Below are 23,292 nucleotides of genomic sequence, written 5' to 3' on the forward strand. Positions count from 1 at the left end.
CACGCAAGAGATGAAATTACACAGGGCAACAAATTCATCACTTCATGTTATTATTCACTTTTATCATTCGAGAAGTTTTATCTATGTCATTCAGTCCTCTTATTAACGAATTAATTACAGCATTAAAATGTCTTCCAGGTGTTGGCGCTAAAAGCGCTCAGCGGATGGCGTTTACACTGTTGGAAAGAAATCGTGAAGGAGCAATGACATTGAGTAGAGTGCTGCATGATGCAATGGAGCACGTCTCACACTGTGAACAGTGTAGAACGTTTACAGAAACTCGCTTATGTAAAATATGCGAAAGCCCTATGCGCAGTGAAAGCGGGCAGCTATGTATTGTTGAATCACCGCAGGATGTACTAGCGGTCGAGCAAACTTCGGAATATAAAGGAAAGTATTTCGTGTTGATGGGTCATTTGTCTCCCATTGATGGTATTGGTCCTGCTGAAATCGGCTTAAGTGAGTTAGCTCTGCTTTTGGACAAAGAATCTATTCAAGAAGTTATCTTGGCAACTAACCCAACAGTAGAAGGTGAAGCGACCGCGCATTATATTGGGCAAATTTGCAGAGACAAGCAAATAAAGGCAACACGGATTGCGCACGGTGTGCCTGTGGGCGGCGAACTCGAATATATTGACGGAAACACCATTAGCCACGCTTTTTCAGGTAGACGGCAAGTTTAAGTACAGACAATCTACTATAGGCAAACATTCTAAAATTATTTTTGCCTTCATTTCGCTTTTTCCCTTGAAATTACCTCTGCTTGTCCCTACATCTCTCATCAATCAACGCTTTTAATGATGGCGTGCTGCGCTTCTCACCAAAAGAGAAATGTAGTAAGCCACTTGGCTTCACATACTAGAAAACAACGTAGGAGATACTTGGCTATGGCTGAGACAGTCCAACAAGAAACCCATGGATTTCAAACCGAAGTAAAACAAATGCTTCATCTGATGATCCACTCGCTTTATTCAAATAAAGAAATCTTTTTAAGAGAGCTTATCTCTAACGCTGCAGATGCCGCCGACAAGCTTCGTTTTAAAGGTCTTTCTGATGGAAGTTTGTACGAGAATGATGCAGAGCTTACCGTAAAGATCAGTGTAGACAAAGAGGCTGGCACACTGACTATCGCTGATAACGGAATTGGCATGAGCAAAGAAGATGCAATTGCTCACTTGGGTACAATAGCTAAGTCGGGTACCGCAGACTTTTTCAGTAAATTATCAGGCGACCAAACCAAAGACTCTCAGCTTATTGGACAGTTTGGTGTAGGCTTTTACTCTGCATTTATTGTTGCAGAGAAAGTCGTCGTTAAGAGCCGTGCAGCTGGTGCTGACAAGGCTGAGGGCGTGCGCTGGGAATCAGCAGGTGAAGGAGAGTTCACCGTCTCTACAATTGACAAAGACACTCGCGGCACTGAAATTACATTATTCTTGCGCGAAGATGAAAAAGAGTTCGCAGACGATTGGCGTGTTCGTTCAATCATTACTAAATACTCTGATCACATCAACATTCCAGTACAAATGTTTAAAGAGGAAGTGCCTGAGAGCGATGGCCCTGATGGCGAAAAAGTACCGGCAGTTCCTGGACATTGGGAGTTAGTAAACAAAGCCACAGCGCTGTGGACGCGAGAAAAGTCTGACATCAGCGATGAAGAGTACACTGAATTTTACAAGCATGTGTCACATGATTTTGCCGACCCATTAAAGTGGTCGCATAACCGTGTTGAGGGCAAAACAGAATACACCAGCTTATTATATATTCCTGCTAAAGCACCATTTGATATGTGGAACAGAGACCAAGCTCACGGCTTAAAGCTTTATGTTCAACGCGTGTTCATTATGGATGACGCCGAGCAGTTTATGCCAACCTATTTGCGCTTTGTTAAAGGGCTATTAGATTCGAACGACTTACCACTGAACGTGTCTCGTGAAATTTTACAAGACAATAAAATTACTCAATCAATTCGTCAGGGTTGCACAAAACGTGTGCTTCAAATGCTTGAGAAAATGGCGAAGAATGAACCTGAGAATTATCAGTCGTTCTGGTCTGAATTTGGAAATGTTATTAAAGAAGGTCCTGCAGAGGACTTTGCAAATAAAGAGAAAATCGCAGGTTTACTTCGCTTCTCTTCAACCGCAGACGAATCAGGCAAACAATCCGTTTCCCTAGAAGATTACATTGGTCGCATGAAAGAAGGCCAAGAAAAGATTTTTTACGTGACCGCTGATAGCTATCAAGCAGCCAAAACAAGCCCTCACTTAGAGATTTTCCGCAAGAAGGGCATTGAAGTTCTATTAATGGGTGAGCGCATCGATGAATGGTTAATGTCACATCTAAGCGAATTCAATGAAAAGCAGTTTCAGTCGATCGCTAGAGCAGATCTCGATTTAAGTGATTTGGATGATGAAGAATCTAAGAAAGCAAAAGAGACTGCAGAAAAAGAAGTGGAAGGTATACTTGAAAGAGTAAAAACCGCTTTAGGTGATCGAGTTGAAAACGTCAAATTTACTCATCGACTAACAGACTCACCAGCTTGCATAGTGGCAGATGAGAATGGAATGACAACACAGATGGCGAAGTTAATGGCGTCAGCTGGTCAACCGGTACCAGATACTAAGTATCACTTTGAATTGAACCCTGAACATAACCTAGTCAAATTGATGTCGGGCGTGCAGGATGAAGAGCAATTTAAACAATGGTCAGAAGTGTTATTTGATCAGGCGGCATTGTCTGAGCAGGGCAGTTTGAAAGACCCCGCAACATTTGCTAAAAATCTAAACGGACTCTTGGCGAGTTTAGCGAAATAGTCGTTAATGGTTTGGCGATAGCCAAGCATTCACTAGTCCACATTTTTTAGTGATTGATTGAAATAATGAAAGCGAGCTTAGGCTCGCTTTTTTATGTAAAACGGAAAATTTAGCCGTCCTAAGCGCTTGTTTTGTGCACAGTTCGGGGAAATTATTCGCTATTAGTCTTAAGTTATGATTTTTAAGCCAATTTGACTTGTGAACTAGTAGCCTTAGTTGTAAAGTTTGCTGGTTTATAATTCAAATCAATTTGTTGGAGGATGCTTAATGCGCATCATATTACTTGGCGCACCAGGTGCCGGAAAAGGAACACAAGCTCAGTTTTTGATGAAGAAATTTGGGATCCCACAAATTTCTACTGGTGACATGTTACGCGCCGCTATTAAAGCTGGTACTGAAATGGGACTAGCAGCTAAAGAAGTAATGGATGCAGGGAAACTTGTTTCTGACGATATTATTATTGGCTTAGTCAAAGAGCGTATTGCACAAGAAGATTGCGCCAATGGTTTTCTACTTGACGGCTTCCCTCGCACTATACCTCAAGCTGAAGCGATGAAAGATGCAGGTGTTAAGGTCGATCATTGTATCGAGTTTGATGTGCCTGATGACGTCATCGTTGACCGTATGAGTGGACGTCGGGTGCATCCTGCTTCAGGACGGGTTTATCATGTTGTTTATAATCCGCCTAAGGTGGATGGTAAGGACGATGATACCGGTGAAGACTTAATCGTACGCGATGACGATAAAGAAGCGACAGTGCGCGACCGCCTCGCTATTTATCATGATCAAACTAAGCCACTGGTTAACTATTATCAAGCCGCTGCATCTGAAGGTTTGTGTGCTTATCACAAGCTTGATGGAACAAAAGCAGTGGGTGTTGTGAGCGGTGAGTTAGAGCAAATCGTGAGCTAAATAAATGCACCAGTGCGCGATGTCATATGAGATAGAATCTCAAATGACATCGCGGTTATAGCTTTGTTTTTTATACCTATCTAAACTTTGATAAAGACAACCTTAGCCTAAAGAGTCGCTTTCAATAAATCAGCCGCTTTTTCTGCAATCATAATAGTAGGGGCATTTGTGTTCCCTCCAATGATATTTGGCATAACAGAAGCATCTACAACCATTAAATTGGTCATACCTTTGACGTTCAAATTAGTATCAACAACGGCTAATTCATCTCCATCTACGCCCATTTTGCAGGTGCCCACTGGATGGTAAACGGTTTCGGCGTTGCCTCTTAAATAATCAATAATCTCATCATCGCTTTGTACATCGTCACCAGGTATCCACTCTCTCGCTCCATCGCTTAAGGGAGAGGTATTGCTAATTTTTCTGCACCATTTGAAACCGGCGACTAACGGTTTTATATCGTCTTCATGAGACAGGTAATTAGGGCGAATATCTGCGCTTATTTTACCGTCAACTTTCTTCAGTAAAATTTCGCCACGACTTTTTGGGTACAAATTACAGAAATGGATGGTAAAGCCATGGCCCCAAGGTTTAGAGCGACCATGATCAACTAGCAGAGCAGGTAAAAAATGTAGCTGTAAATCAGGTAAAAGCATAGCAGGATCTGATTTAAAGAAGGCGCCGCCTTCTGCAATGTTTGACGTGAACATACCTTCTTTATTCAGCCAATAATTGATGGGTTCTGCCGCGTTTTTTAACAACGCAGACATAGATAAGCCATAGGAGCGCGTGTCTTTTGTTTTAAATAAAATGGTGCCGTCCAAGTGGTCTTGCAGGTTTTGACCGACGCCAGGTAAGTGCGCTTTTACATCGATATCTAAGGATTTGAGGTGTTCTTCGTTACCGATGCCAGACTGCATGAGTATTTGCGGAGACCCGATAGCACCAGCGCTTAAAATAACGCGCTTTCTAGCATACAGATATTGTTTTGTGTTATTCGAAAAAATTTCGATGCCAGTGGCTATATTATTATTATCCAATGTCACTCTTTTCACTTCAACATTGGTCATAATATGTAGATTAGGTCGTGCTTGTATTTCGTCAGATAAGAAGCCTTTTGCTGTGCTGCATCGAGATCCATTGCGCTGTGTAACTTGATACAGACCAACACCTTCCTGACTTTCACCATTGAAATCCTTTGATTCAGCGAGGCCGTTGGCTACAGACGAAGTGATAAAATCATTGCTCAAGGTATTAACATGCTTAAGGTCTGACACAGTTTGACTGCCACCGATAGCGTGAAATTCTGATGCGCCTCTGGTGTTGTCCTCGCTCTTTTTGAAGTAGGGAAGAACGTCATCCCATGACCATCCAGTTAGGCCTGACTCTGCCCAATCATTATAGTTTTGAGCGGCTCCCCTGATGTAGCACATGGCATTAATAGAACTAGAACCGCCTAATGTCTTGCCTCTCGGCCAAAATAATTCGCGACCATTCAAATTAGGCTCGTTGTGGGTTTCAAAGCCCCAAGTGACCGACTTAATACTTGATAAAAACGAAAGTCCGAAGGGAACGTGTATTGCGGGGTGAGTATCCTTGCCACCAGCCTCTAGTAAACAGACGGATAGTTTTGGGTTTTCTGATAATCGATTAGCTAGAACAGCACCGGCAGATCCAGCGCCAACAATAATTATGTCAAACTCAGTCATATGACTTCAAATCTCAAATTGATATATCGCAATATATTAACATTATTGTCACATCTGACCAGTCGATTTTTAGTTTAATGCGAAAGCATCAGTTTATTACCAGTCTAGTTCAATCACCAACGACTCAGTGCTGCTGTTCAAGCCGCACATTTCCTCGTAGGGTGTGTTTTGCTTCAACCAAATTTTATCGAACTTCTGTCCCTCGACCTGCGTTTTGATTGTGTTGATGCATTGAAATGAGAGCGAATTGCTGTGCTTTTCCTTTAATAGAGTATCCGCTTTTGTTTCACCTATACCTGCGATATAAGTCCCACCTTCAATTGATTCGATAAACAAGTTCATTGCGCTTCTCCTTAACCCTTTAAATTTAAACGAGGAGTATAGGCAAAAGATCAATTAAGCATCCAATGGAGTCTAAGCTTAGTGCTAACGTAGTGTTGTATTATTTCCTTTTCTTCCACCAATGCTCTCGGCAAACTGGAAACCCTAAGCCTTCTAATTCGTTGCGTAAAATGACCATATCATCGGCGTTTAAAAACTGACCAATTTGAACCCTTTTATTACCATTTTGAAGAGTGATCCTTGGTGTGCGCCAATCTCGCTCAGTTTCAGAATAATAGATGTCGGTACCGAATCGAGGAAATGAGTCGGTCGATTGTAAGCGGTCAATGCCCATTTCAATCGTGATATCCTGAGTTGTAAATGTCACTATTTGTTTCGAATATGTGAAGCGCGTGACCTTGTACATTAGTACGGCAAATAAACCAACTTCAATACCGGCGAAAGGAAGAATGACCCAAGCACCGATAAACGTCCACGCGATGGCAATTATCATGACAACAGCAACCATGAATGCGATAATCCATTTCGCTTCGGCCCACGTAAGAGAACGATTAGGCGTCAGTAGAATAATAACGTCACTATCGTGCTTGTCTAGCTGAACCATATGCCAATGCTCGAATGAAGTTGTTTTTTTAAGACTATCGCTTTTTTCAGCATATATTTGTACTCTTTTATTGGCGGTCAGTTGTATTGTTAACCATTTTTCGAAGCGCTTTCAATAGTCATCCGTATAGAGCAGCTCTTGCAGTTTGCTGGCTCATTCTTATTTTTAGCATACCAGACAGTTTTCAGATCATTTTTGATTATATTGGTTTTCTATTTTTAGGTATTGCAGGAGCAATTTTTGCCAATGCTACAGGAGCTGGGGGAGGTGTAGTATTTGTCCCCTTTTTCAATCAAATCGATATGCAAAACACTGCTATTGTTGCCACTAGTTTCGCAATTCAGTGCTGTGGCATGACTGCTGGAGCGATTACTTGGCATAAGCACCGAAAGTCTCTGGTGCCAAACCACTATGCAAACAAGAGCGTTATTTCCCATGACGCAGAGCAGTGGTCATATATAAACAAAGGCTTGTTGATTACGATCCCTTTATCCATTCTCGGGATAGTGACAGCACAATTTATCTTGAGCGAATACACGCAACAAATGCAAACGTCTTTGCATCTCGCTTTTGGTGTGTTTTCTATTCTATTGGCGTTCGCAATTTATGGCTCTATTCCACTACTGCGCAGACAAGAATCATTAACGTTCTTGCTACCCGTGGACGTATTGTGTTTGGGTATCATTGCCTTTCTCGGTGGCATTATTACAGCATGGTTATCGGTTGGCGTTGGTGAACTTGTCGCTGTGTATCTAATCTTGCGAGGGTTTAACGTTACCTCAGCGATTGCGTCTGCCGTCATACTTAGTGCGTTTACAGTCTGGTCGGCTGTGATTTACCATCTTATGGTTTCACAAGCGATTTATTGGAATGTCCTATTATTTGCGGGTGCTGGTGCAATTGTCGGCGGTATTGTTGCAAAGCGAGTTGTCCTCCATTTCTCTGTGGTAAAACTTAAAATATTCTTTGCTACATGGATACTAATCATGGGTATAGCGGGATTAATTACGTAAGGAAAGCAGTCATTTTTGAAAAAGGTAGTTTTATTTTCCTACGGCGCGATTACGTTCACGTTCATACTCCGCGAAGGATCGCTCATATCCACGCATGCAATCTTCTCTGGCTTGGCCCTCAGCTACGCGTTCACAGGCCTCCTTTTTGTTAGATTGCATTATTTCATAGGCTGCTTTATTAGAACATCCAGCAGTCAGTAAAGTTGCTAACGCGAACGCTCCGAGTACATATTGTTTTTGCAGCATATTGTTGTTCTCAAAAAGTCAGTTAGCCAGTGATATGTATTACAGTGCACAAAAGTTTCAGTGAAAGCAAGCCCAAAGGAAGATGATCAGGCTCGTCATTGATTATCAGTCGAATTAGCGAACATTTAATAAGATACTTTTGGCGCCAATATTTGCGAACGAGCCAGGATTATGATTACATGCTCATTAAATGAACAACGCACGCGCGACAATTATTTTGAAATATCCAGTCATACCCCATGTTAAACATAGCACTCCGCTGTGGGCGAGTAACGCCAGTATTTACCAAGTCAATGTTCGTCAATTCAGTCCATCAGGTACATTTAAGGCAGTTAACACTCAGCTGTTACGTCTAAAACAGTTAGGGGTTAGTATTATTTGGCTGATGCCTATTCATGAAATTGGGCAAGTTAAACGAAAAGGCACCTTGGGGAGTCCCTACGCGGTTAAAGATTACTACTCAATCAATGCGGAGCTTGGCACCGATGCAGAGCTTAAAGAGTTAATAGAACATGCCCATGAACTTGAATTAAAAGTCATACTCGACTGGGTTCCGAATCACAGCGCATGGGACAATAAATTGGTCACAGAACATCCGCATTGGTACGCCCGAGATTATAAAGGTGATTTTAGACCTGCGCCGTGGTGGGATTGGGATGACATCATCGAGTTTGATTACTCGCAGCCAGATTTGCGTGAATATATGATTGATGCCATGAGTTATTGGGTCAGAAAGTTTGATGTTGATGGCTTTCGCTGTGACGTCGCTGGTTATATTCCCAATGATTTCTGGCGACAGGCTCGGGAAGCGCTAGATGAAATAAAACCCGTGTTTATGCTAGCCGAATGGGAGAATAGGGATTTACACGAATATGCATTTGATATGACCTATGCGTGGTCTTGGAATGAGGTGCTACACGATATTGTGCATGAACGTGCTTCGTTGGATAAGTTAAGAAAATACTACTCTTGGAATGAGCGAGCATGGCCAAAGGAAGCCATGCGAATGACGTTTGTCAGCAATCATGATGAAAACGCATGGGAAGGCACACCTTCCGAAAAATTTGGTGATGCAGAGCACGCTTGCATTGTATTGTCATGCTTGGGTCAAGGCATGCCGCTGATCCACAATGGTCAGGAAGCGGGAGAAACTAAACGACTGGCGTTTTTTGAAAAAGATTGTATTGAATGGCAAGAGCATTCCACTGGTGCTCTATATACACAGTTATTGTCCTTGCGTCAGCGCTATACAGCCCTTTGGAATGCTGAACACGGGGCGCTCATGCATCAAGTACCGAATAATCATCAGCAAGCAATATTCAGCTTTGTGCGCCAAGACAGTGAAAGTAAGTGGTTTATGATTTTTAATTTCAGCAATGAGCACAAGCAGGTGAGCTTTAAAGAGGACTTGTTTACTGATGAATATATAGACGTGTTCGAAAGCAGTCCGTGTCTGCATGATTTGTTTGCAGATTTTGAACTCGACCTCGAACCCTGGGAATATCGTATTTTTATGCGAAAGTATTAACCCCGCGGCATGAGTATGGGTGGCTGCGAAAATTAAGCGCTTGTGACTTACATAAATTGCGTCACAAACGCTAATACGGCTAATACAACAAACCCTAATGCCATTCTTAACGTTAAGGTCGCCGCGTTTGCGTCATTACCGCGCTTCATTACCGGTAATGCGTTGAATGCGCTCACAGATATTTCGATAACGCCGGCTTTGATATTGTTCGCAATACGCGCTAAACCATTACCTGTCGTCGGTAATACTTTTCGATATAACCACTCAGTATCCAAGTTAACCGACTTCAATTCAGGCGGATATAATCCTTTTTTGTTTAACCAAACGAAGGCTAGCGCTGAGAAGAACAATAGTTGTAGTTGAGTTAGCGTATGTGTTAAATCGTAAGGTACGTAGGCTTTTTCCATATCCCAAGGCAGCATTTGATACAAAAACTCTGGGTACGTGCCAACAAGAATACAGATAAATGAAGCAATCCCCATCGCGACAAGCATATTGGTTGGAGCCTCTTTTGGACGTAAACCTGAATCGTGCGCAAAGAAAGCGAAAAATGGAATCTTGATCCCCGCATGATGGAATACGCCAGCTGAAGCAAACAACAACATAAGCCATAAATATTCATGTCCAGCTTCAATCATGGCTGCCATCACCATGCTCTTACTGACAAAACCGCTAAATAATGGGAAAGCAGAAATAGATGCTGCGCCGACAATACAGAAAATCGTCGTTTTAGGCATAGTTTTATATAAGCCACCAAGGTTCGAACCGTTTACGTGACCAACGCGATGCAATACGGCGCCCATTGTCATAAACAATAGACCTTTAAATATAACGTCGTTAAATGCATGCGCAACAGTACCGTTGAGTGCGAGCGCAGTACCAATGCCGATACCGCAAACCATAAAGCCTAGCTGATTGATCAAGCTATACGCTAATACTTTGCGTAAGTCGTTTTCAATTACGGCATAAAATATAGGGAAGCAGGTCATCGCTGCGCCAATATAAACCAATAAGTCTTCGCCCGGAAATGTTCTGGCGAGCATGTAAATTGCGACTTTAGTGGTGAACGCTGATAGGAAAACAGCACCCGCTGGTGTGGCTTCTGGATAGGCGTCTGTTAACCATGAATGCATGAATGGGAAGGCTGCTTTGATACCAAAGGCAATTAAGAATAACCACGACGCCATGGAGCCTAAACCGATATAGCCTATGTCTGTTGAACCTGTCTGTTGGAAGTAGCTAATTGCCCCAATGAGCAGCAGAACACCCGACAGTACTTGGATAATTAAATAACGTATACCCGCTAATTTAGATGCTTGGGTTCTGCGAGCAAAGACTAAAAAGGCAGAAGTAACTGCGAGCAATTCCCAAAAGATAAATAGGGTAATGAAGTCACCCGCAAATACCGCACCGACGGCACTACCGGCATACAGCAAGCCTGCAACAATTTGCACTCGATCCTTAACATGTAATGCATATATAAGACAGATAAAGCAGGCTAGGTGAAATAGATAGGCGAAAAGTAAACTGAGTTTAGCGTCTTGCTCGCTCACTTGCGCACCAACATCCATAATCTGTAGGGTGAATGTGTGCAGTTGAACGCTAATTGGGGTTAGTTGGTCAGCGTTCAAATAAATCAAAATACCGTTAACTAAAGGCACTAAAACCAATAGATATCGCAGCTTCACTGGTGCGACTGCTGCAAACAGTGCTGCTAAGAAAAACGGTAAGAATGCAGGAATAGCGTAGCTCATTTATGCGACTCCTTGTCTGCACTCTCGTTCTCGCCAAGGTGAGAGCCTTCGTCAGCGTTGTGCTCAATAACAACACGAGGAACATCTAGCTCTACTTCATCATTGCGTTTGTCGTAATAGTGTTCATCACGCATCACAATTTTCCGCATTGCTTTTGCAATAACAACCAACACCACGCATGCAACAAAGCCATAAAGGGCATAAAAAGCAGGGATCTCTTCAAATGACACATAAATATGTCGGTGAACAATAAAGTCGGCAACTACTAATAATATGCATATTGCATAAAAAATACGAAGTATCCACATGACATTTTTAGGATTGTCGAAAAATGGAATTTTTTGCTCAGCGTTACTTGTTTCAATCTTCATTTCGATACCTTAAAAATTTGCCAGTGTTGATGAAAGTCGATAAAACACTTGCGGATCAAAGAACAAATAAAGTGTCATTAATGTGGGAATAGCCATGCCAATTAGGCAGGCAAAAGGCGCTTCTTTGATCCCTTGCCTCACAGAGTTGGGATCGCCATGTGAATCATGCGAATGATCGGCGCTGGTCTTAACTGGTTTGTTGAAAAATGCCGTCATAGGGATACTGAGTAAATAGTAAATATTTAACAAAGAACTGACTGTTAAGCCAATAAGTACCGCCCAATAGGTGGCGGCAGGACCAGTAAAACTGAGGCCGCCTGATACTAAATAATATTTGCTCCACATGCCGCCAAAGAAAGGCAAACCAATAATACTCAGGGTACCTATCGTAAAGACCGCAAAAGTGAAGGGCATAACGCGGCCCAAGCCAGCCAGTTCACTTACATACTTTTTATGACTTGCAACAAGAATGGCGCCCGCTGCAAAAAATAATGAAATTTTAGCAAATGCATGCATTGCGATATGCATTGTGCCGCCTATAATTCCGGCTTCATTGGCTAAAAGCGCACCTAAAATAATGTAGCTTAATTGGCTTACCGTGGAATAGGCTAAGCGCTCTTTCAAATTGTCTTTGGTTAAGGCAATGAATGAGGCGAGAACAATGGTGGTTAATGGTATCCATATTAACCAATGATTCGCACCAGATTCAGTAATGAAGTCTGCGCCAAAAATAAATACAACCACCTTCATCACTGAAAACACGCCAGCCTTTACAACGGCTACGGCATGCAGTAAGGCACTTACCGGGGTTGGCGCAACCATCGCGGAGGGAAGCCATCGGTGAAGTGGCATTAGCCCAGCTTTACTTATGCCGAAAAGAAATAATATTAAAAGTGGTGCAGCCCAAATCATGTCAAGGTTACCAGCAAGTATTCCACCCTCTTGGAAGGTCAATGTGCCTGATACAAACCAAACAATGACCATGGCTGGAAGGAAAAACAAAATGGATGAGCCCATTAAGATGAGGATATAGGTTTTACCACCTTTTCTCGCATCTCTGGTTCCTTCATGAGTAACTAGGGGGTAGGTTGAGACCGTTAATATTTCATAGAATAAGAATAGTGTGAACAAATTGTCTGAGTAAGCGACGGCCATTACGCCGGCAATAGCAACAGCAAACAAAACATAGAAACGCGTCTGGTATTTTTCGTTGTGTCCGCGCATGTATCCGATCGCATAAATGGATGTTGCGATCCACAAGCCGCTGGCGATCAGTGCAAATAAACTGCCAAAGGCCGTTGCAGAAAATGCAATCGACAAACCTTCTATAGGTTCAGCAAAGGTGAGCCGCGAAGCTGCAACGTCTTTTGCATGAGATAAGTCGAGACTGAGGTAAATATCAACGTTGATAATGAAAAGTATGACAGCGGTCACAATAGTGGCTGTCTCGCGTAAATTTATGTGTTTGTCTAATCGGGATATGATGATCGCCCCAACTATCGGAACAACCATAGAGAGTATCAATAAATGGGTTAATGCCAATTGCGTCATTACTACTCCTATGGCTTCAGCAGTGCAGAGGCAGCAGAAGATGCCGCTTGAAAAGATAATTCAGTATTTAAGCCGAAAAATATACATAGGGCAGCGCCAATCCAGAGAGCTGTAACCATTGTTTTAGGTGCTTTCGCTATGCCTGAGTCACCGCTATGTACATCTTGTATATGTGTTTTCCGCTTACTTCTGAAATATAGGTTTTCGACAATTTTCCAGACATAACCAATTGCCAATACTGAGCCTAAAACAATTGTGATGACCACAATCCACATGCCTTTTTCAACGGCAGCTTCAAGCAAATACCACTTCGTAACAAAGCCGACAGTACCCGGAACACCGATGAGACTTAACCCTGCCAGAGTAATGGCGGCAAAGGTCCACGGCATGTCCTTTCCTAAACCTCTTAAGCTGCCTAATTCTGTTGTATTGGCTCTATAAAGCAGAATGCCCGCACCAATGAATAGGGTCGCTTTAATCAGAGCGTGGTTGAATAAATGTATAATTGCTGCGGTCAGTCCAAGCTGATTCACAAGTGAGAATCCAATCACGATGTAGCCAATTTGAGCGACACTAGAAAAAGCCAAAAGACGTTTCATTTCGGTTTGTTGATAAGCGCGATATGAACCGTAAATAACGGCGACGCATCCGAGTGATAACATGATTTGCGGCAATAACATGTCCACCCAATACTGAATAGGATAGAGGTCATAAAGAATACGAAGCAATACATATATTGAGACTTTTGTCGCGGTTGCAGAAAGAAAAACGCTCACGGTTGAGGGGGCTTGGCTGTAAGCATTCGGCAACCAACTATGGAGAGGAAATATTGCTGCTTTCAGGGCTATGCCCATGACCATAAAAATAAGTGCGGTTTCAACTAGCTGCATGTCTTCAAATGTACTGAATCGGTTCGCTATGTCTGCCGTATTTAAACTTCCGGATGCTGCGAATAAAAAACCAACCCCGATAAGAAAGAAAGTTGCACCGATGGTGCCGAGTATTAAATATGAAAATGCTGCGGTGAGCGCTTTTCTATTTTTACCCATGCTGATGAGTGCATAGGTAGCCAGTGATGAAATTTCCAAGAACACGAACAGGTTGAAAATATCGCCCGTCAATGCGATGCCTAAAAGACCCAATAAACATAGCTGAAATGCAGCATAGAACAGTGGTATTGTCTTCTCTTCAATTTCATCAGGCACGCTGCGATAACCAAATAAGCACGCAAGGCAACCAATACCGCTAACGATAAGAGCAACAAATGCATTTAAGGAATCAATTTTATATTCAATCCCCCAAGGTGGACGCCAACCGCCTAATTCATAAATAACGTGGCTGCCATCAATCACTGCATAAAGTATATAGCTAGAGATTGCTAACGATATAAGGCAAACAATTAATGTTAATAACCAAGTTATTTTTTCAGACGGAATTAATGCAGTAATCGGGGCGACCATCAAAGGAATGACAATCAATAAGATGGTAAGTTGTTCCATTATTCTTTTTCATCCATAGCCGAAATTTCATTTTCTTCGACAGAGTTATAAGCTTCTTTTATGCGGATAACTAATGCAAATCCCAAGGCTGTAGTCGCGACACCCACGACGATAGCTGTCAACATAAGCACTTGTGGAAGAGGGTTTGAATACAGGCTATATTTTTCGCTAATTATCGGAACAGTACCACCAGTGACTTTGCCTAAACTAACGTAAAATAGAATCACTGCAGTTTGAAACATTGCCAAACCTGCTAGCTTCTTGATGAGATTAGAGCGACTCATTAAGGTATAAAGACCAACCATCATAACTGCGACAATTAACCAGTAGTTAATATGTCCAACAAGGTACTCCATCATTCTGGTGCCACCCTTCTTGCAAAAGTGAAAAACAATAGCACCATCACCGAGGCTACCGTTATACCAACGCCCAGTTCGATAATAATAATGCCAAGATGCTGCCCAGCAATGGAAGTACTGGCCAACACGCTATAATTTAAGAAATTACCGCCAAGTATCATCGAAGCTACACCAACGCCACCATATATAAGCACGCCTAAACTTGCACCAATGCGCAGCATATATTCAGGGATAAGCTGCAGTGCAGCATCAAGCCCGTAAGTGAGCGCATATAACAAAATCGCTGAACTGAATATTACACCTGCTTGGAAACCGCCGCCGGGACTATAATCACCGTGAAATTGAACGTAAAGTGCAAAAAGAATAATGATGGGAGACAGCCACTTAGTGACAACTCTTAAAATAAGATCATTTGCCATTGGATACCTCTTTTATTCTTATTTTCTTTCTTGAACCCAGCAACATCAACACACCAATACCCGCAGTGAGCACAACCGTCACCTCTCCGAGTGTGTCAAAGCCGCGATAGCTTGCTAAAACCGCCGTGACTAGATTTGGCACACCAGTTTCCTCTTGTCCCTTTTCAATATATCGTGCCGCTACCTGCATATGTGGTGCGCTTTTACCATCACCTAATTCTGCAATGTCATGAGTACCATATATAAGTAGTCCACCCATTAATATGCAGATGATAAGCGGAGCTGCTCGCGATTTTTGGGTTGAGACAAGTTCGTGACCGTCCTTAATCGACGCTAAGGTAACTAACATCAGAACAGTTGATATGCCTGTTCCAACAGCCGCTTCAGTAAAAGCGACGTCTGGTGCATCTAGAACAACAAACAAACCCGCAACCAATAAGCTGTATAAGCCAAATAGCATTGCCATTGCGAATAAATGACGGGTTTTAAGGACGGCTAAAGCCATTACTAGGAGAAACACAAGTAGAACTAAATTAACGATAAGGCTCATTTTTTTTCCTTGTCTAATTTAAAGTTGCTGATGTGGATCTTCTGATTGTGAATTAAGCCCCAGCGCCAAGCATTGTTCGCCAATGCGTAAGATGAAACAGGACTTGTAAATACTAGGAATAAAAAGATAAGAATGAGTTTGGCGATTACGTTGACTGAGTCAGCGTGGCACGCTAGACCAGATAAAATTAAAAATGAACATAAGGTATCGGTAACACCTACAGCATGCAATCTTGCGTACATATCAGGTAAGCGGACCAAACCGAATGCACCAACAAGTCCAAGAAAACAGCCTATGCCAATAAGAATGAAGCCAAATATTTCAAGCATCTTGGTTTCCTTTTTGTTTGTTCTCGAGATTTATTTCACCAGCGCTTTGGTCGCCGGTTAGATGTTCTTGTTCTATTTTGCTGTTGTTGGCAAAGAATTTGCCTCTTTCAACTAATCTTAATGCTGCAATAACACCTACAAAGTTAAGTAGGGAGTACAGTAAAGAAATATCTAATAAATCATGACGGCCGGAAAAGAAGGCAAAAACAGCCACTAACAACACAGCTTTCGTGCCAAATAAGTTGACGGCTAAGATACGGTCAAAAACGGTCGGTCCTAATAGTGCTCTGCAAACACCTAATGCCATTGCAATAAGTATGGCTAAGCCTGCAACAAGATAATATTCAATCATTCGTTACTATTCTCTAAAGTTTTTACCTGATATTGCTTGGGCATAATATTCAAAATATCGCCTTGCGCAAGGTCTTGAGCGCCTTGCTCACTAATGGTGTGAACTAAGAGTGTGTGATCTGATAAGGCGATGCTGGCTGAACCGGGCGTGAGTGTAATTGCATTTGCGTAAAGAACTCTTGCAACGTCATTGTCAAAAGGCACTTCAATAGTGATAAACGTGGATTCCACAGGTCTTATTCCAAGAACCCTCAATGTGACATCATAGTTGGAAACGATCACCTTATAAAATAGTTGAGCTAGAAACTTGACCAGACTGATCGTGACAAAGAATGTAAATTGTTCTTGGTCTATTCGTAACATGCGTTTTGTTAGCCAAAGCGATATTAGAATGGAGAGAGCACCAAAGGAGAGCATTAATGGCTCGTAGATACCAGATAGTAAAAGCCAAACAACAACAAGTATCACGCCTAATCTAAACAAATGACTCAATTTTATCTCCTAGACTATAAAAAAATAGTGTGATGATTGAAGCAGAAAATGACACTACGCAATAAAAGCTAGGTCTTTATTTACTAACAAGGTTAATTTAACAATTGATTAACGCTAACACAACAACTCAAGTTAAGTTGTTACTTTATTTAATTTATTTCAGTTTCAACGGCGCGTTGATTGGTTATACTCACTATAAACTAACTATAGAAAATACCAAATGAATTTAATGATTACCGGACTTTACGCTGGTCTTTTAGGCCTTATTTTGCTTGCTCTATCTATTCAAGTAATCAAAGCTAGAAGAAAACATATGGTTAGCTTAGGTGATGGAAATATAGACGATTTGCAGAGAGCAACGAGGGCGCATGCTAATTTTAGTGAATATGTTCCTGTTTGTATCATTCTTTTATTAATAGCAGAGTTAACGTCACAGGCTGACGTTTTTTTGCATATTTGTGGTATTGCGTTGGTATTTGGACGGATTGCTCATGCCTATGGCTTGGTGACAAAAGCGGGTGCAAGTTGGGGAAGGGTTAGTGGCACTTTAGCCACATTTGCTGTATTAATTGCCTTGTCTTTCTGGAATTTGTACATAGTTATTGCGAAATTTATTTAGCGCCGCGATAGTGTTATATATACAAAAAAGCCATCGCAGATGCGATGGCTTCGAACTTTCTTTGATGTTTAGCTGAATGCTGCAGTTGGAAGCTAGGGATCTACCAACCGAGCTGCACAATTAAACGGTTAACGCCTATTTATTTTCAAAAAGCTGGCTGCCTATTTCAATACGTCTTGGCTTTTTAGCTTCCGGTACTACTCGCTCAAGGTCGACGTGTAATAAGCCATTTTCTAAATCGGCAGACAGTACTTTCACATTGTCACCGAGTTGAAATTTGCGTTCAAAGTTTCTTTCTGAAATACCTTTGTGAAGGAATTTACGACTTTCGTCTGGAGCTTGCTCTTTGCTGCCGCTGATAATGAGTGTGTTTTCCACAACCTCAATAACAACATTGTCTTTAGCAAAGCCAGCAACTGCCATGGTAATTCTATATTTATCTTCTTCAAGAAGTTCAATATTGTATGGTGGATAAGTATTCTGTTTTTCGTTTCGAGCAGCTGCATCAATCATAGATGCTAAATGGTCTGAACCAATGAATGAACGGTATAGTGGAGATAGATCGATAGTACGCATAGTCATATCCTTTTACTTTTAAGCAATATGTTTGAAATTAAATGCCCCGATATTTCGGCGGCGGTTTTGTGAACCCTTTCGGCATCCACTATTTCTATATGAGTACGGACTTTATTTTTTCAAGAACAAAGTTGAAATAAATATCTAAAAATTTCACTTAATTTAAAAATGAAGCGAAATTATACTCTTTTTGTTTTTGCGGGGTTTTGTTACCGGTTTGCTTAAAAAGTAGAATTTATCTGAGGTTTCTAACCTTGTGGTATCGGGCAACACGACATCAACTTGCGCCGCACATTCTGTCGAGGCGCAAGCATAAAATGTATTACAGCTCGAACTTCTCCTCAATAACCTCCTCCAACACCGCTAAAGGAAGTGAACCATTCCCAATAATGGCGTCATGAAAGACGCGGATATCGAACTTACTACCTTGCTTCTTTTCTACACGTTCGCGCAGCTCACGAATTTTAAGCTCACCAATTTTGTAAGAAAGAGCTTGTCCAGGCCATGAAATATACCTGTCAATTTGGTCTTGAACTGCTTTGTCGGTCAGGGCAGTGCGCTCTGCTAGGTAATCAATCGCTTGTTCACGACTCCATCCAAATGCATGTATACCAGTATCAACCACCAACCTTACTGCTCGCCACATTTCATAGCCAAGGCGACCAAAATCACTATAAGGGTCCTCATAAAAGCCAGCCTCCTTCCCAAGCCTCTCAGAATAAAGCCCCCAACCTTCAGAGAAGGCGCTGTGGTTGAGTGTTCTTCTGAACTCAGGTAAGTCGAGCTCCATCGCAATCGCATTTTGCAGGTGGTGACCAGGTACGGCTTCATGCAAGCTCAGAGCTTCAAGATTGTATAAAGGCTGCTGAGAAGGAACCGAGGTCAGAAAATAAGTGCCAGGAGTGCGATTGTCTGGAGGAGGCATGTAAAAGGCACCGCGGCTAGCTGAGCCTTTTATCGTAAATGTGTTTCTAGGTAAATTACCGAAAAAGAAAGGCAGCTTGCCATACATTTTTTGCGTAATAAATGCCGTCTTTTCCAATACATCTTGTGGACTGTCAGCATAAAACTGTTTTGAGTTTGCTAGAAATTGCAAAAACGCAGAGAGCTTTTTGTCTGCGCTGTCATCAGAGCCTTCTTTAAATCCGACTTTGTCGATAATTGCCAGCATTTCTGTTTTGATGCGCTTGACTTCTGCCAAGCCTAAATCATGAATTTGTTGAGCGCTAAGCGTCGTTGTTGTGTAATATTCTATGGCATAAGCATAATAATCCGCTCCGCCTTCCACTGAGGATATACCAGCCTGTTGGCGGCAATTGGGCATGTATTGTTGAGTGAAAAAATCGAACATTTCCTGATATGAGGGCACAACATGCGCGTTGATAAGCTGCTTGGCCTTTGCACTGTAAGTCTCTTTTTGCTGCGAAGTAAAGGTGCTCGGAAAACGCGTAAATGGCTCAAAAAGCGCGCTGTCTTCAGCACGGCTGACGATATGTTGTTGAATACTTTGCTCATAGTTTTTGAAGCTTTCGCAAGCATGCACAAAACCGGCTTTTAAACCCTGTTTCATTAAATCGATATTTTCTTGGTTGAATCGAGGATAATCCTCTAAGCTAACGAGAAAGTTATCGTAATCCTGAGAATTCAAAAATGCCATGTTAGCGGGGGCTTCAGCAAAATATGTATGCCAACCGCTTAAAAAGTTTACTGGGAAATATTTGTCTTGGTATTGATAATATTTATCTTCAAATTCTCGTTCATATTTAAATAGCCGATAGCTCATTAAGTTTTGTTCACTCAACTGCTTCGTGTCAATGCTAGATAAGTCTTTCAGCATTTGGGCATTAAAAGCCTGGCGTCTTGCCATGCCCTCGGTCGAAAAATCGGCAAGTTTTCCGTTTGGTTTCCAAGCGTCGGGGTCGGTTCTAAAAAACACTTTTTCTTTTTCAGCTTGCTGCCAATGGCGATCAAGTAATATGTGTAAGTCATCATTACTATCCGCTTTCGTATTTATGGATAATGTCACTAGCAAGATTATCGTGACGGAGTAAATAATCGAAGATAGCAATTTCGTTGCACCGCTTGTGGGTTTATTTGAGAGCCTGCGCATGTAATTCCTTTGATAGTTTACGATGTAGACTGAAGCCTACTATAAAAACGTGAAAATAAGAAAGTAAGTGTTTTTCCTGTATAGAATTTGAGTTCTAAAACAGTTCGAGAAGGGAGAGTACAAAACAATTTAGCTATGACGTAAGCGGCAATAATATCATTATCGACAGCGTTATAATTAGCGACCATGTGGTAAAAAAGTGGACGTTATTAAAAACTTCTTTTGTGGCGAATAGCAGTAAGCCATAGATTACGTTTACTTCCATTCGACCCAGTAACGCCACTGTTGGTAACTGCCTAGATAACCTGGTAGTAACTATGCAGCCGTGAATCGATGTAGCAAGTGTATAAGCGCCAGCCACTCTTATGTTTTTCTTTATGGGTACGGTTGGAATATTACTGCGTCGTAGCCGTGCTAAAAGCAAACACGGCTAACAGTTTATTTGTTATGGCGAGCTTTCAATACCGCAATAGCATCATTCAGCGAGAGATTGCTGGCTTGCAGTAGCACAATCAGGTGGTACAAAAGGTCGGCAGATTCATTCTTTAATTCGTCTAAATCCTGCACTACAGCTGCCAGCGCTGTTTCAACCCCTTCTTCACCTACTTTTTGGGCAATCCGTTTGATGCCTTTACTGTAAAGTTCTGCTGTATAGCTGGTGGATGGATCTGCTTCTTTGCGTTCGGCTAAAGTTTGCTCCAACTCAGCAAAAAAAGTCATGTTGGGAACGTCGCTATTAAACCAACAGGTACTTGCACCTGTGTGACACGTTGGCCCATTTGGATGCACCAAAATAAGAAGTGAATCTTGATCGCAATCAGCGGAAATATCCACTAGATCGAGAGTGTTGCCAGAAGTTTCACCTTTCATCCACAGGCGCTGTTTTGAACGGCTGAAGAAAGTGACTTTGCCTGTATCAAGCGTTTGAGCCAATGCTTCTTGGTTCATATAACCTTGCATTAAAACACGACCTGAATGGGCGTCTTGTATCACTGCAGGCAATAAATTCTGCATTTTTTCCCACGCTAACTGCGCTGAAGTTTCGTTTGTGATTTTCATTCTACTTCCTATTAAGTCGGTGCTCGTTGGCTGCGCATTTCTATTCCTTGAGCGGATAGCCAAGCTTTTAATTCGGGTATATCGATAATGGCTTTATGAAAAACTGACGCAGCTAGTGCGCCATCAACATCAGCCTGATTGAAAACGTCAGCGAAGTGCTGCATTTCACCTGCACCGCCCGACGCAATAAGAGGCACATTACAAACCGCTCTCACCGCGGCAAGTTGCGCGATATCGTAGCCTTTGCGAACACCGTCTTGGTTCATACAGTTTAAGACAATTTCACCGGCTCCACGCGCCTGCACTTCTTTTACCCAATCAACAGTTTGCCACGCGGTTTTTTGAGTGCGCGTTTCGTCGCCGGTAAATTGGTATACTTCGTAGTGCCCCGTTTCTTCATTAAAAAAACTATCAATACCAATGACTACGCACTGCTGGCCGAATGTATCATGTAAATCTTTAATAAGTTCTGGGTTGGAGAGGGCTGGGCTATTGATAGAGATTTTATCTGCGCCCATTTCCAGGATTTTACCCGCGTCTTCGACTGATTTTATGCCGCCAGCAACGCAGAAGGGGATATCTATCACTTGCGCAATTTTCGTCACCCAGCTTTTATCGACAACGCGCTGATCGCTTGAAGCGGTAATGTCATAAAATACCAGTTCGTCAGCGCCGGCCTCTGCATAACGTTTCGCCAATGGTACTATATCGCCAATTATTTCGTGATTACGAAATTTAACCCCTTTTACGACAACGCCATCTTTTACGTCCAAGCAGGGGATGATTCTTCTTGCTAACATTAAACTGCCTTTTTTGTGTCTATGGTTAGCGGAGTTCTATTTAACTTTAACTAGCCAATTGTGTTTATCGTCCGCCTTACCCCATTGAATATCATTCAATGCTTGGCGCAATTTCATGGTGGTTGGCCCAGCTTCACCGCTGCCAACTTGATGTTCTTTGCCGTTGTGAATAAAGGTGCCTACAGGCGTAAGTACTGCTGCAGTGCCTGAAAGAGCTGCTTCAACACCAGGCTTGGCTGCTCTTTCTAATAATTCTTCAACCGTAATATTGCGTTCGCTAACCGTCATACCTAAATCGGCAGCAATGGTCAGAATAGAATCGCGAGTCACGCCATGCAAAAAACTTGCATCTAACGCTTTAGTAATGACTTCGTTTCCATCGATTAATATAAAGTTGGCGGCACCGGTTTCTTGTACATCACCGTTTGGACAGAAAAGTATTTGGTCAGCTTGTACTTCGCCACGCGCTTTTAAAATAGGGCCTAAGGCGCTCGCATAATTACCGCCGCTTTTGATCATTCCCATGTGCGGGGCGCATCGCATCCCAGTTTCATCAAGCAGTAAACGTAATGGCTTTGCACCGCCAGCGAAATAATCACCTACAGGAGATAAGAGTATGTAAAGCATTGAAGTAAGTGATGGCGCTGCAGCTTTACCAATAGAGGCTTCTGTACCTACATGAGTTGGGCGAATATACATTGAGCCGGGAGGTTGTGGCACATCGTCGGCGTATTGGGCGACGATGTCGAGTATCATTGCTTCAACCTGTTTCGGGTTAATTTTAGGTAAATTTAATAGCTGACTGCTTTGCTCAAAGCGCTTAATGTTTTTATCCATTCTGAATATGTAAATGCCGCCATCGTCGTGGCGGAAGGCTTTTAAACCTTCAAAACAAGTGCTTGAATAGTGCAGTACGTGTGCGCCTGGATGCATTTGAATGCTATCAGAAGAGACCTTTTGAGCATCGCTCCATTTGTCATTTTCAAAAGTCGCTAATGCCATTTGCGGCATAAAAACAGTCCCGAACACAGCCATGTAGAATTCCTAATTTTTGTTGTGGCGTTAATAGTATTAACCGCCTAAGTGTATTGATCTTCAGCTAGCAGTCGTTTGCAGATAGCCTAAATTATGTGATCATTTTACGTAATATTTCACTTTGAACAATAGCGAGAGCAGCTTTGTGCTGCATTTATTAGCGCTAAATCAATATAAAGAATTATTTTGCTATGGGTATTGCGAGCTACTTCGAGAGTTTCACATCGCAATAACGCTCTTATTAGCAAAAACTT

At 42.1% G+C, this 23,292-nt stretch carries 25 protein-coding genes; 6 read left to right on the forward strand and 19 right to left on the reverse strand.

Translation table 11 applies throughout. The annotated features are described in order from the left end of the window. Positions 1-83: 83 nt before the first annotated feature. The 3 genes from recR to adk all read left to right on the forward strand — a co-directional run bounded on the left by recR (position 84) and on the right by adk (position 3,722). Positions 84-683: a recombination mediator RecR gene (gene recR, locus GNIT_RS05440; RefSeq protein WP_014108144.1), complete on the forward strand. Its 600-nt coding sequence runs from the start codon at positions 84-86 to the stop codon at positions 681-683. A gap of 204 nt (positions 684-887) precedes the next feature. Beyond that, positions 888-2,810, forward strand: coding sequence for a molecular chaperone HtpG (htpG, locus tag GNIT_RS05445; RefSeq protein WP_014108145.1), 1,923 nt, complete (start codon positions 888-890; stop codon positions 2,808-2,810). Positions 2,811-3,077: 267 nt separating this feature from the next. Continuing rightward, a complete protein-coding gene (gene adk, locus GNIT_RS05450) occupies positions 3,078-3,722 on the forward strand; it encodes an adenylate kinase (protein WP_014108146.1) in 645 nt (214 codons plus the stop codon). A 107-nt stretch (positions 3,723-3,829) separates the two neighbouring features. On the opposite strand, the gene GNIT_RS05455 is transcribed toward adk, so the two are convergent. The 3 genes from GNIT_RS05455 to GNIT_RS05465 all read right to left on the reverse strand — a co-directional run bounded on the left by GNIT_RS05455 (position 3,830) and on the right by GNIT_RS05465 (position 6,377). Continuing rightward, complete coding sequence (locus tag GNIT_RS05455; RefSeq protein WP_014108147.1) at positions 3,830-5,431, reverse strand: GMC family oxidoreductase; 1,602 nt, start codon at positions 5,429-5,431, stop codon at positions 3,830-3,832. A gap of 96 nt (positions 5,432-5,527) precedes the next feature. Then, positions 5,528-5,773 (reverse strand): DUF6482 family protein, encoded by a 246-nt coding sequence (locus GNIT_RS05460; RefSeq protein ID WP_014108148.1) that lies wholly within the window; start codon positions 5,771-5,773, stop codon positions 5,528-5,530. A 100-nt stretch (positions 5,774-5,873) separates the two neighbouring features. After that, a complete protein-coding gene (locus tag GNIT_RS05465) occupies positions 5,874-6,377 on the reverse strand; it encodes a DUF2244 domain-containing protein (RefSeq protein ID WP_014108149.1) in 504 nt (167 codons plus the stop codon). 86 nt (positions 6,378-6,463) lie between these two features. On the opposite strand from GNIT_RS05465, the gene GNIT_RS05470 reads away from it, so the two are divergent. Further along, positions 6,464-7,390 carry a sulfite exporter TauE/SafE family protein gene (locus GNIT_RS05470; RefSeq protein WP_014108150.1) on the forward strand — a complete coding sequence of 309 codons (927 nt, stop codon included), beginning with the start codon at positions 6,464-6,466 and terminating at the stop codon, positions 7,388-7,390. Between the two features lie 30 nt (positions 7,391-7,420). Here GNIT_RS05470 and GNIT_RS05475 read toward each other — a convergent pair whose 3' ends face one another. Then, on the reverse strand, positions 7,421-7,636 hold the full coding sequence (locus tag GNIT_RS05475) for a hypothetical protein (protein ID WP_014108151.1): 216 nt from the start codon (positions 7,634-7,636) through the stop codon (positions 7,421-7,423). Between the two features lie 190 nt (positions 7,637-7,826). Between GNIT_RS05475 and GNIT_RS05480 the strand changes: the two genes are divergently transcribed. Further along, positions 7,827-9,164, forward strand: a complete 1,338-nt coding sequence (locus tag GNIT_RS05480) for an alpha-amylase family glycosyl hydrolase (protein WP_083822418.1) — start codon at positions 7,827-7,829, stop codon at positions 9,162-9,164. 47 nt (positions 9,165-9,211) lie between these two features. On the opposite strand, the gene GNIT_RS05485 is transcribed toward GNIT_RS05480, so the two are convergent. The 10 genes from GNIT_RS05485 to GNIT_RS05530 are packed head-to-tail and all read right to left on the reverse strand — an operon-like array spanning position 9,212 to position 16,839. After that, positions 9,212-10,918 (reverse strand): Na(+)/H(+) antiporter subunit D, encoded by a 1,707-nt coding sequence (locus GNIT_RS05485; RefSeq protein WP_014108153.1) that lies wholly within the window; start codon positions 10,916-10,918, stop codon positions 9,212-9,214. Beyond that, a complete protein-coding gene (locus tag GNIT_RS05490) occupies positions 10,915-11,289 on the reverse strand; it encodes a hypothetical protein (protein WP_014108154.1) in 375 nt (124 codons plus the stop codon). Before GNIT_RS05490 ends, GNIT_RS05485 begins: the two co-directional genes overlap by 4 nt. A gap of 9 nt (positions 11,290-11,298) precedes the next feature. After that, the gene (locus GNIT_RS05495) at positions 11,299-12,840 is read right to left on the reverse strand and encodes a proton-conducting transporter transmembrane domain-containing protein (RefSeq protein ID WP_014108155.1); all 1,542 of its coding nucleotides are present in this window, start codon (positions 12,838-12,840) and stop codon (positions 11,299-11,301) included. A gap of 8 nt (positions 12,841-12,848) precedes the next feature. Continuing rightward, positions 12,849-14,339, reverse strand: a complete 1,491-nt coding sequence (locus GNIT_RS05500) for a monovalent cation/H+ antiporter subunit D family protein (RefSeq protein ID WP_014108156.1) — start codon at positions 14,337-14,339, stop codon at positions 12,849-12,851. Next, on the reverse strand, positions 14,339-14,698 hold the full coding sequence (locus tag GNIT_RS05505; protein ID WP_014108157.1) for a cation:proton antiporter subunit C: 360 nt from the start codon (positions 14,696-14,698) through the stop codon (positions 14,339-14,341). Before GNIT_RS05505 ends, GNIT_RS05500 begins: the two co-directional genes overlap by 1 nt. Then, positions 14,695-15,117, reverse strand: a complete 423-nt coding sequence (locus GNIT_RS18355) for a Na(+)/H(+) antiporter subunit B (protein ID WP_014108158.1) — start codon at positions 15,115-15,117, stop codon at positions 14,695-14,697. Before GNIT_RS18355 ends, GNIT_RS05505 begins: the two co-directional genes overlap by 4 nt. After that, a complete protein-coding gene (locus tag GNIT_RS18360; protein WP_014108159.1) occupies positions 15,107-15,667 on the reverse strand; it encodes a DUF4040 domain-containing protein in 561 nt (186 codons plus the stop codon). Before GNIT_RS18360 ends, GNIT_RS18355 begins: the two co-directional genes overlap by 11 nt. Further along, positions 15,664-15,996, reverse strand: coding sequence for a monovalent cation/H(+) antiporter subunit G (mnhG, locus tag GNIT_RS05520; protein ID WP_014108160.1), 333 nt, complete (start codon positions 15,994-15,996; stop codon positions 15,664-15,666). The genes GNIT_RS18360 and mnhG overlap by 4 nt, the downstream gene beginning before the upstream one ends. Beyond that, positions 15,989-16,348, reverse strand: a complete 360-nt coding sequence (locus GNIT_RS05525; RefSeq protein WP_014108161.1) for an MrpF/PhaF family protein — start codon at positions 16,346-16,348, stop codon at positions 15,989-15,991. The genes mnhG and GNIT_RS05525 overlap by 8 nt, the downstream gene beginning before the upstream one ends. Continuing rightward, on the reverse strand, positions 16,345-16,839 hold the full coding sequence (locus GNIT_RS05530) for a Na+/H+ antiporter subunit E (protein WP_014108162.1): 495 nt from the start codon (positions 16,837-16,839) through the stop codon (positions 16,345-16,347). The genes GNIT_RS05525 and GNIT_RS05530 overlap by 4 nt, the downstream gene beginning before the upstream one ends. 220 nt (positions 16,840-17,059) lie before the next feature. Between GNIT_RS05530 and GNIT_RS05535 the strand changes: the two genes are divergently transcribed. Continuing rightward, on the forward strand, positions 17,060-17,458 hold the full coding sequence (locus GNIT_RS05535; protein WP_041246313.1) for an MAPEG family protein: 399 nt from the start codon (positions 17,060-17,062) through the stop codon (positions 17,456-17,458). 135 nt (positions 17,459-17,593) lie between these two features. Here the strand turns inward: GNIT_RS05535 and GNIT_RS05540 are convergent, their stop codons facing one another. The 5 genes from GNIT_RS05540 to GNIT_RS05560 all read right to left on the reverse strand — a co-directional run bounded on the left by GNIT_RS05540 (position 17,594) and on the right by GNIT_RS05560 (position 23,038). Further along, positions 17,594-18,034, reverse strand: a complete 441-nt coding sequence (locus GNIT_RS05540) for an Hsp20 family protein (RefSeq protein ID WP_014108165.1) — start codon at positions 18,032-18,034, stop codon at positions 17,594-17,596. A 322-nt stretch (positions 18,035-18,356) separates the two neighbouring features. Continuing rightward, positions 18,357-20,144, reverse strand: coding sequence for a DUF885 domain-containing protein (locus GNIT_RS05545; RefSeq protein ID WP_014108166.1), 1,788 nt, complete (start codon positions 20,142-20,144; stop codon positions 18,357-18,359). Between the two features lie 438 nt (positions 20,145-20,582). After that, entirely contained in the window at positions 20,583-21,203 is a 621-nt protein-coding gene (gene hisIE, locus GNIT_RS05550; RefSeq protein ID WP_014108167.1) for a bifunctional phosphoribosyl-AMP cyclohydrolase/phosphoribosyl-ATP diphosphatase HisIE, read from the reverse strand. Between the two features lie 11 nt (positions 21,204-21,214). After that, on the reverse strand, positions 21,215-22,003 hold the full coding sequence (hisF, locus tag GNIT_RS05555) for an imidazole glycerol phosphate synthase subunit HisF (protein ID WP_014108168.1): 789 nt from the start codon (positions 22,001-22,003) through the stop codon (positions 21,215-21,217). A gap of 36 nt (positions 22,004-22,039) precedes the next feature. Continuing rightward, on the reverse strand, positions 22,040-23,038 hold the full coding sequence (locus GNIT_RS05560) for a branched-chain amino acid aminotransferase (protein ID WP_014108169.1): 999 nt from the start codon (positions 23,036-23,038) through the stop codon (positions 22,040-22,042). Positions 23,039-23,292: the final 254 nt, after the last annotated feature.

This window comes from Glaciecola nitratireducens FR1064 (assembly GCF_000226565.1).
GTDB classification, from domain to species: Bacteria; Pseudomonadota; Gammaproteobacteria; order Enterobacterales; family Alteromonadaceae; genus Glaciecola; species Glaciecola nitratireducens.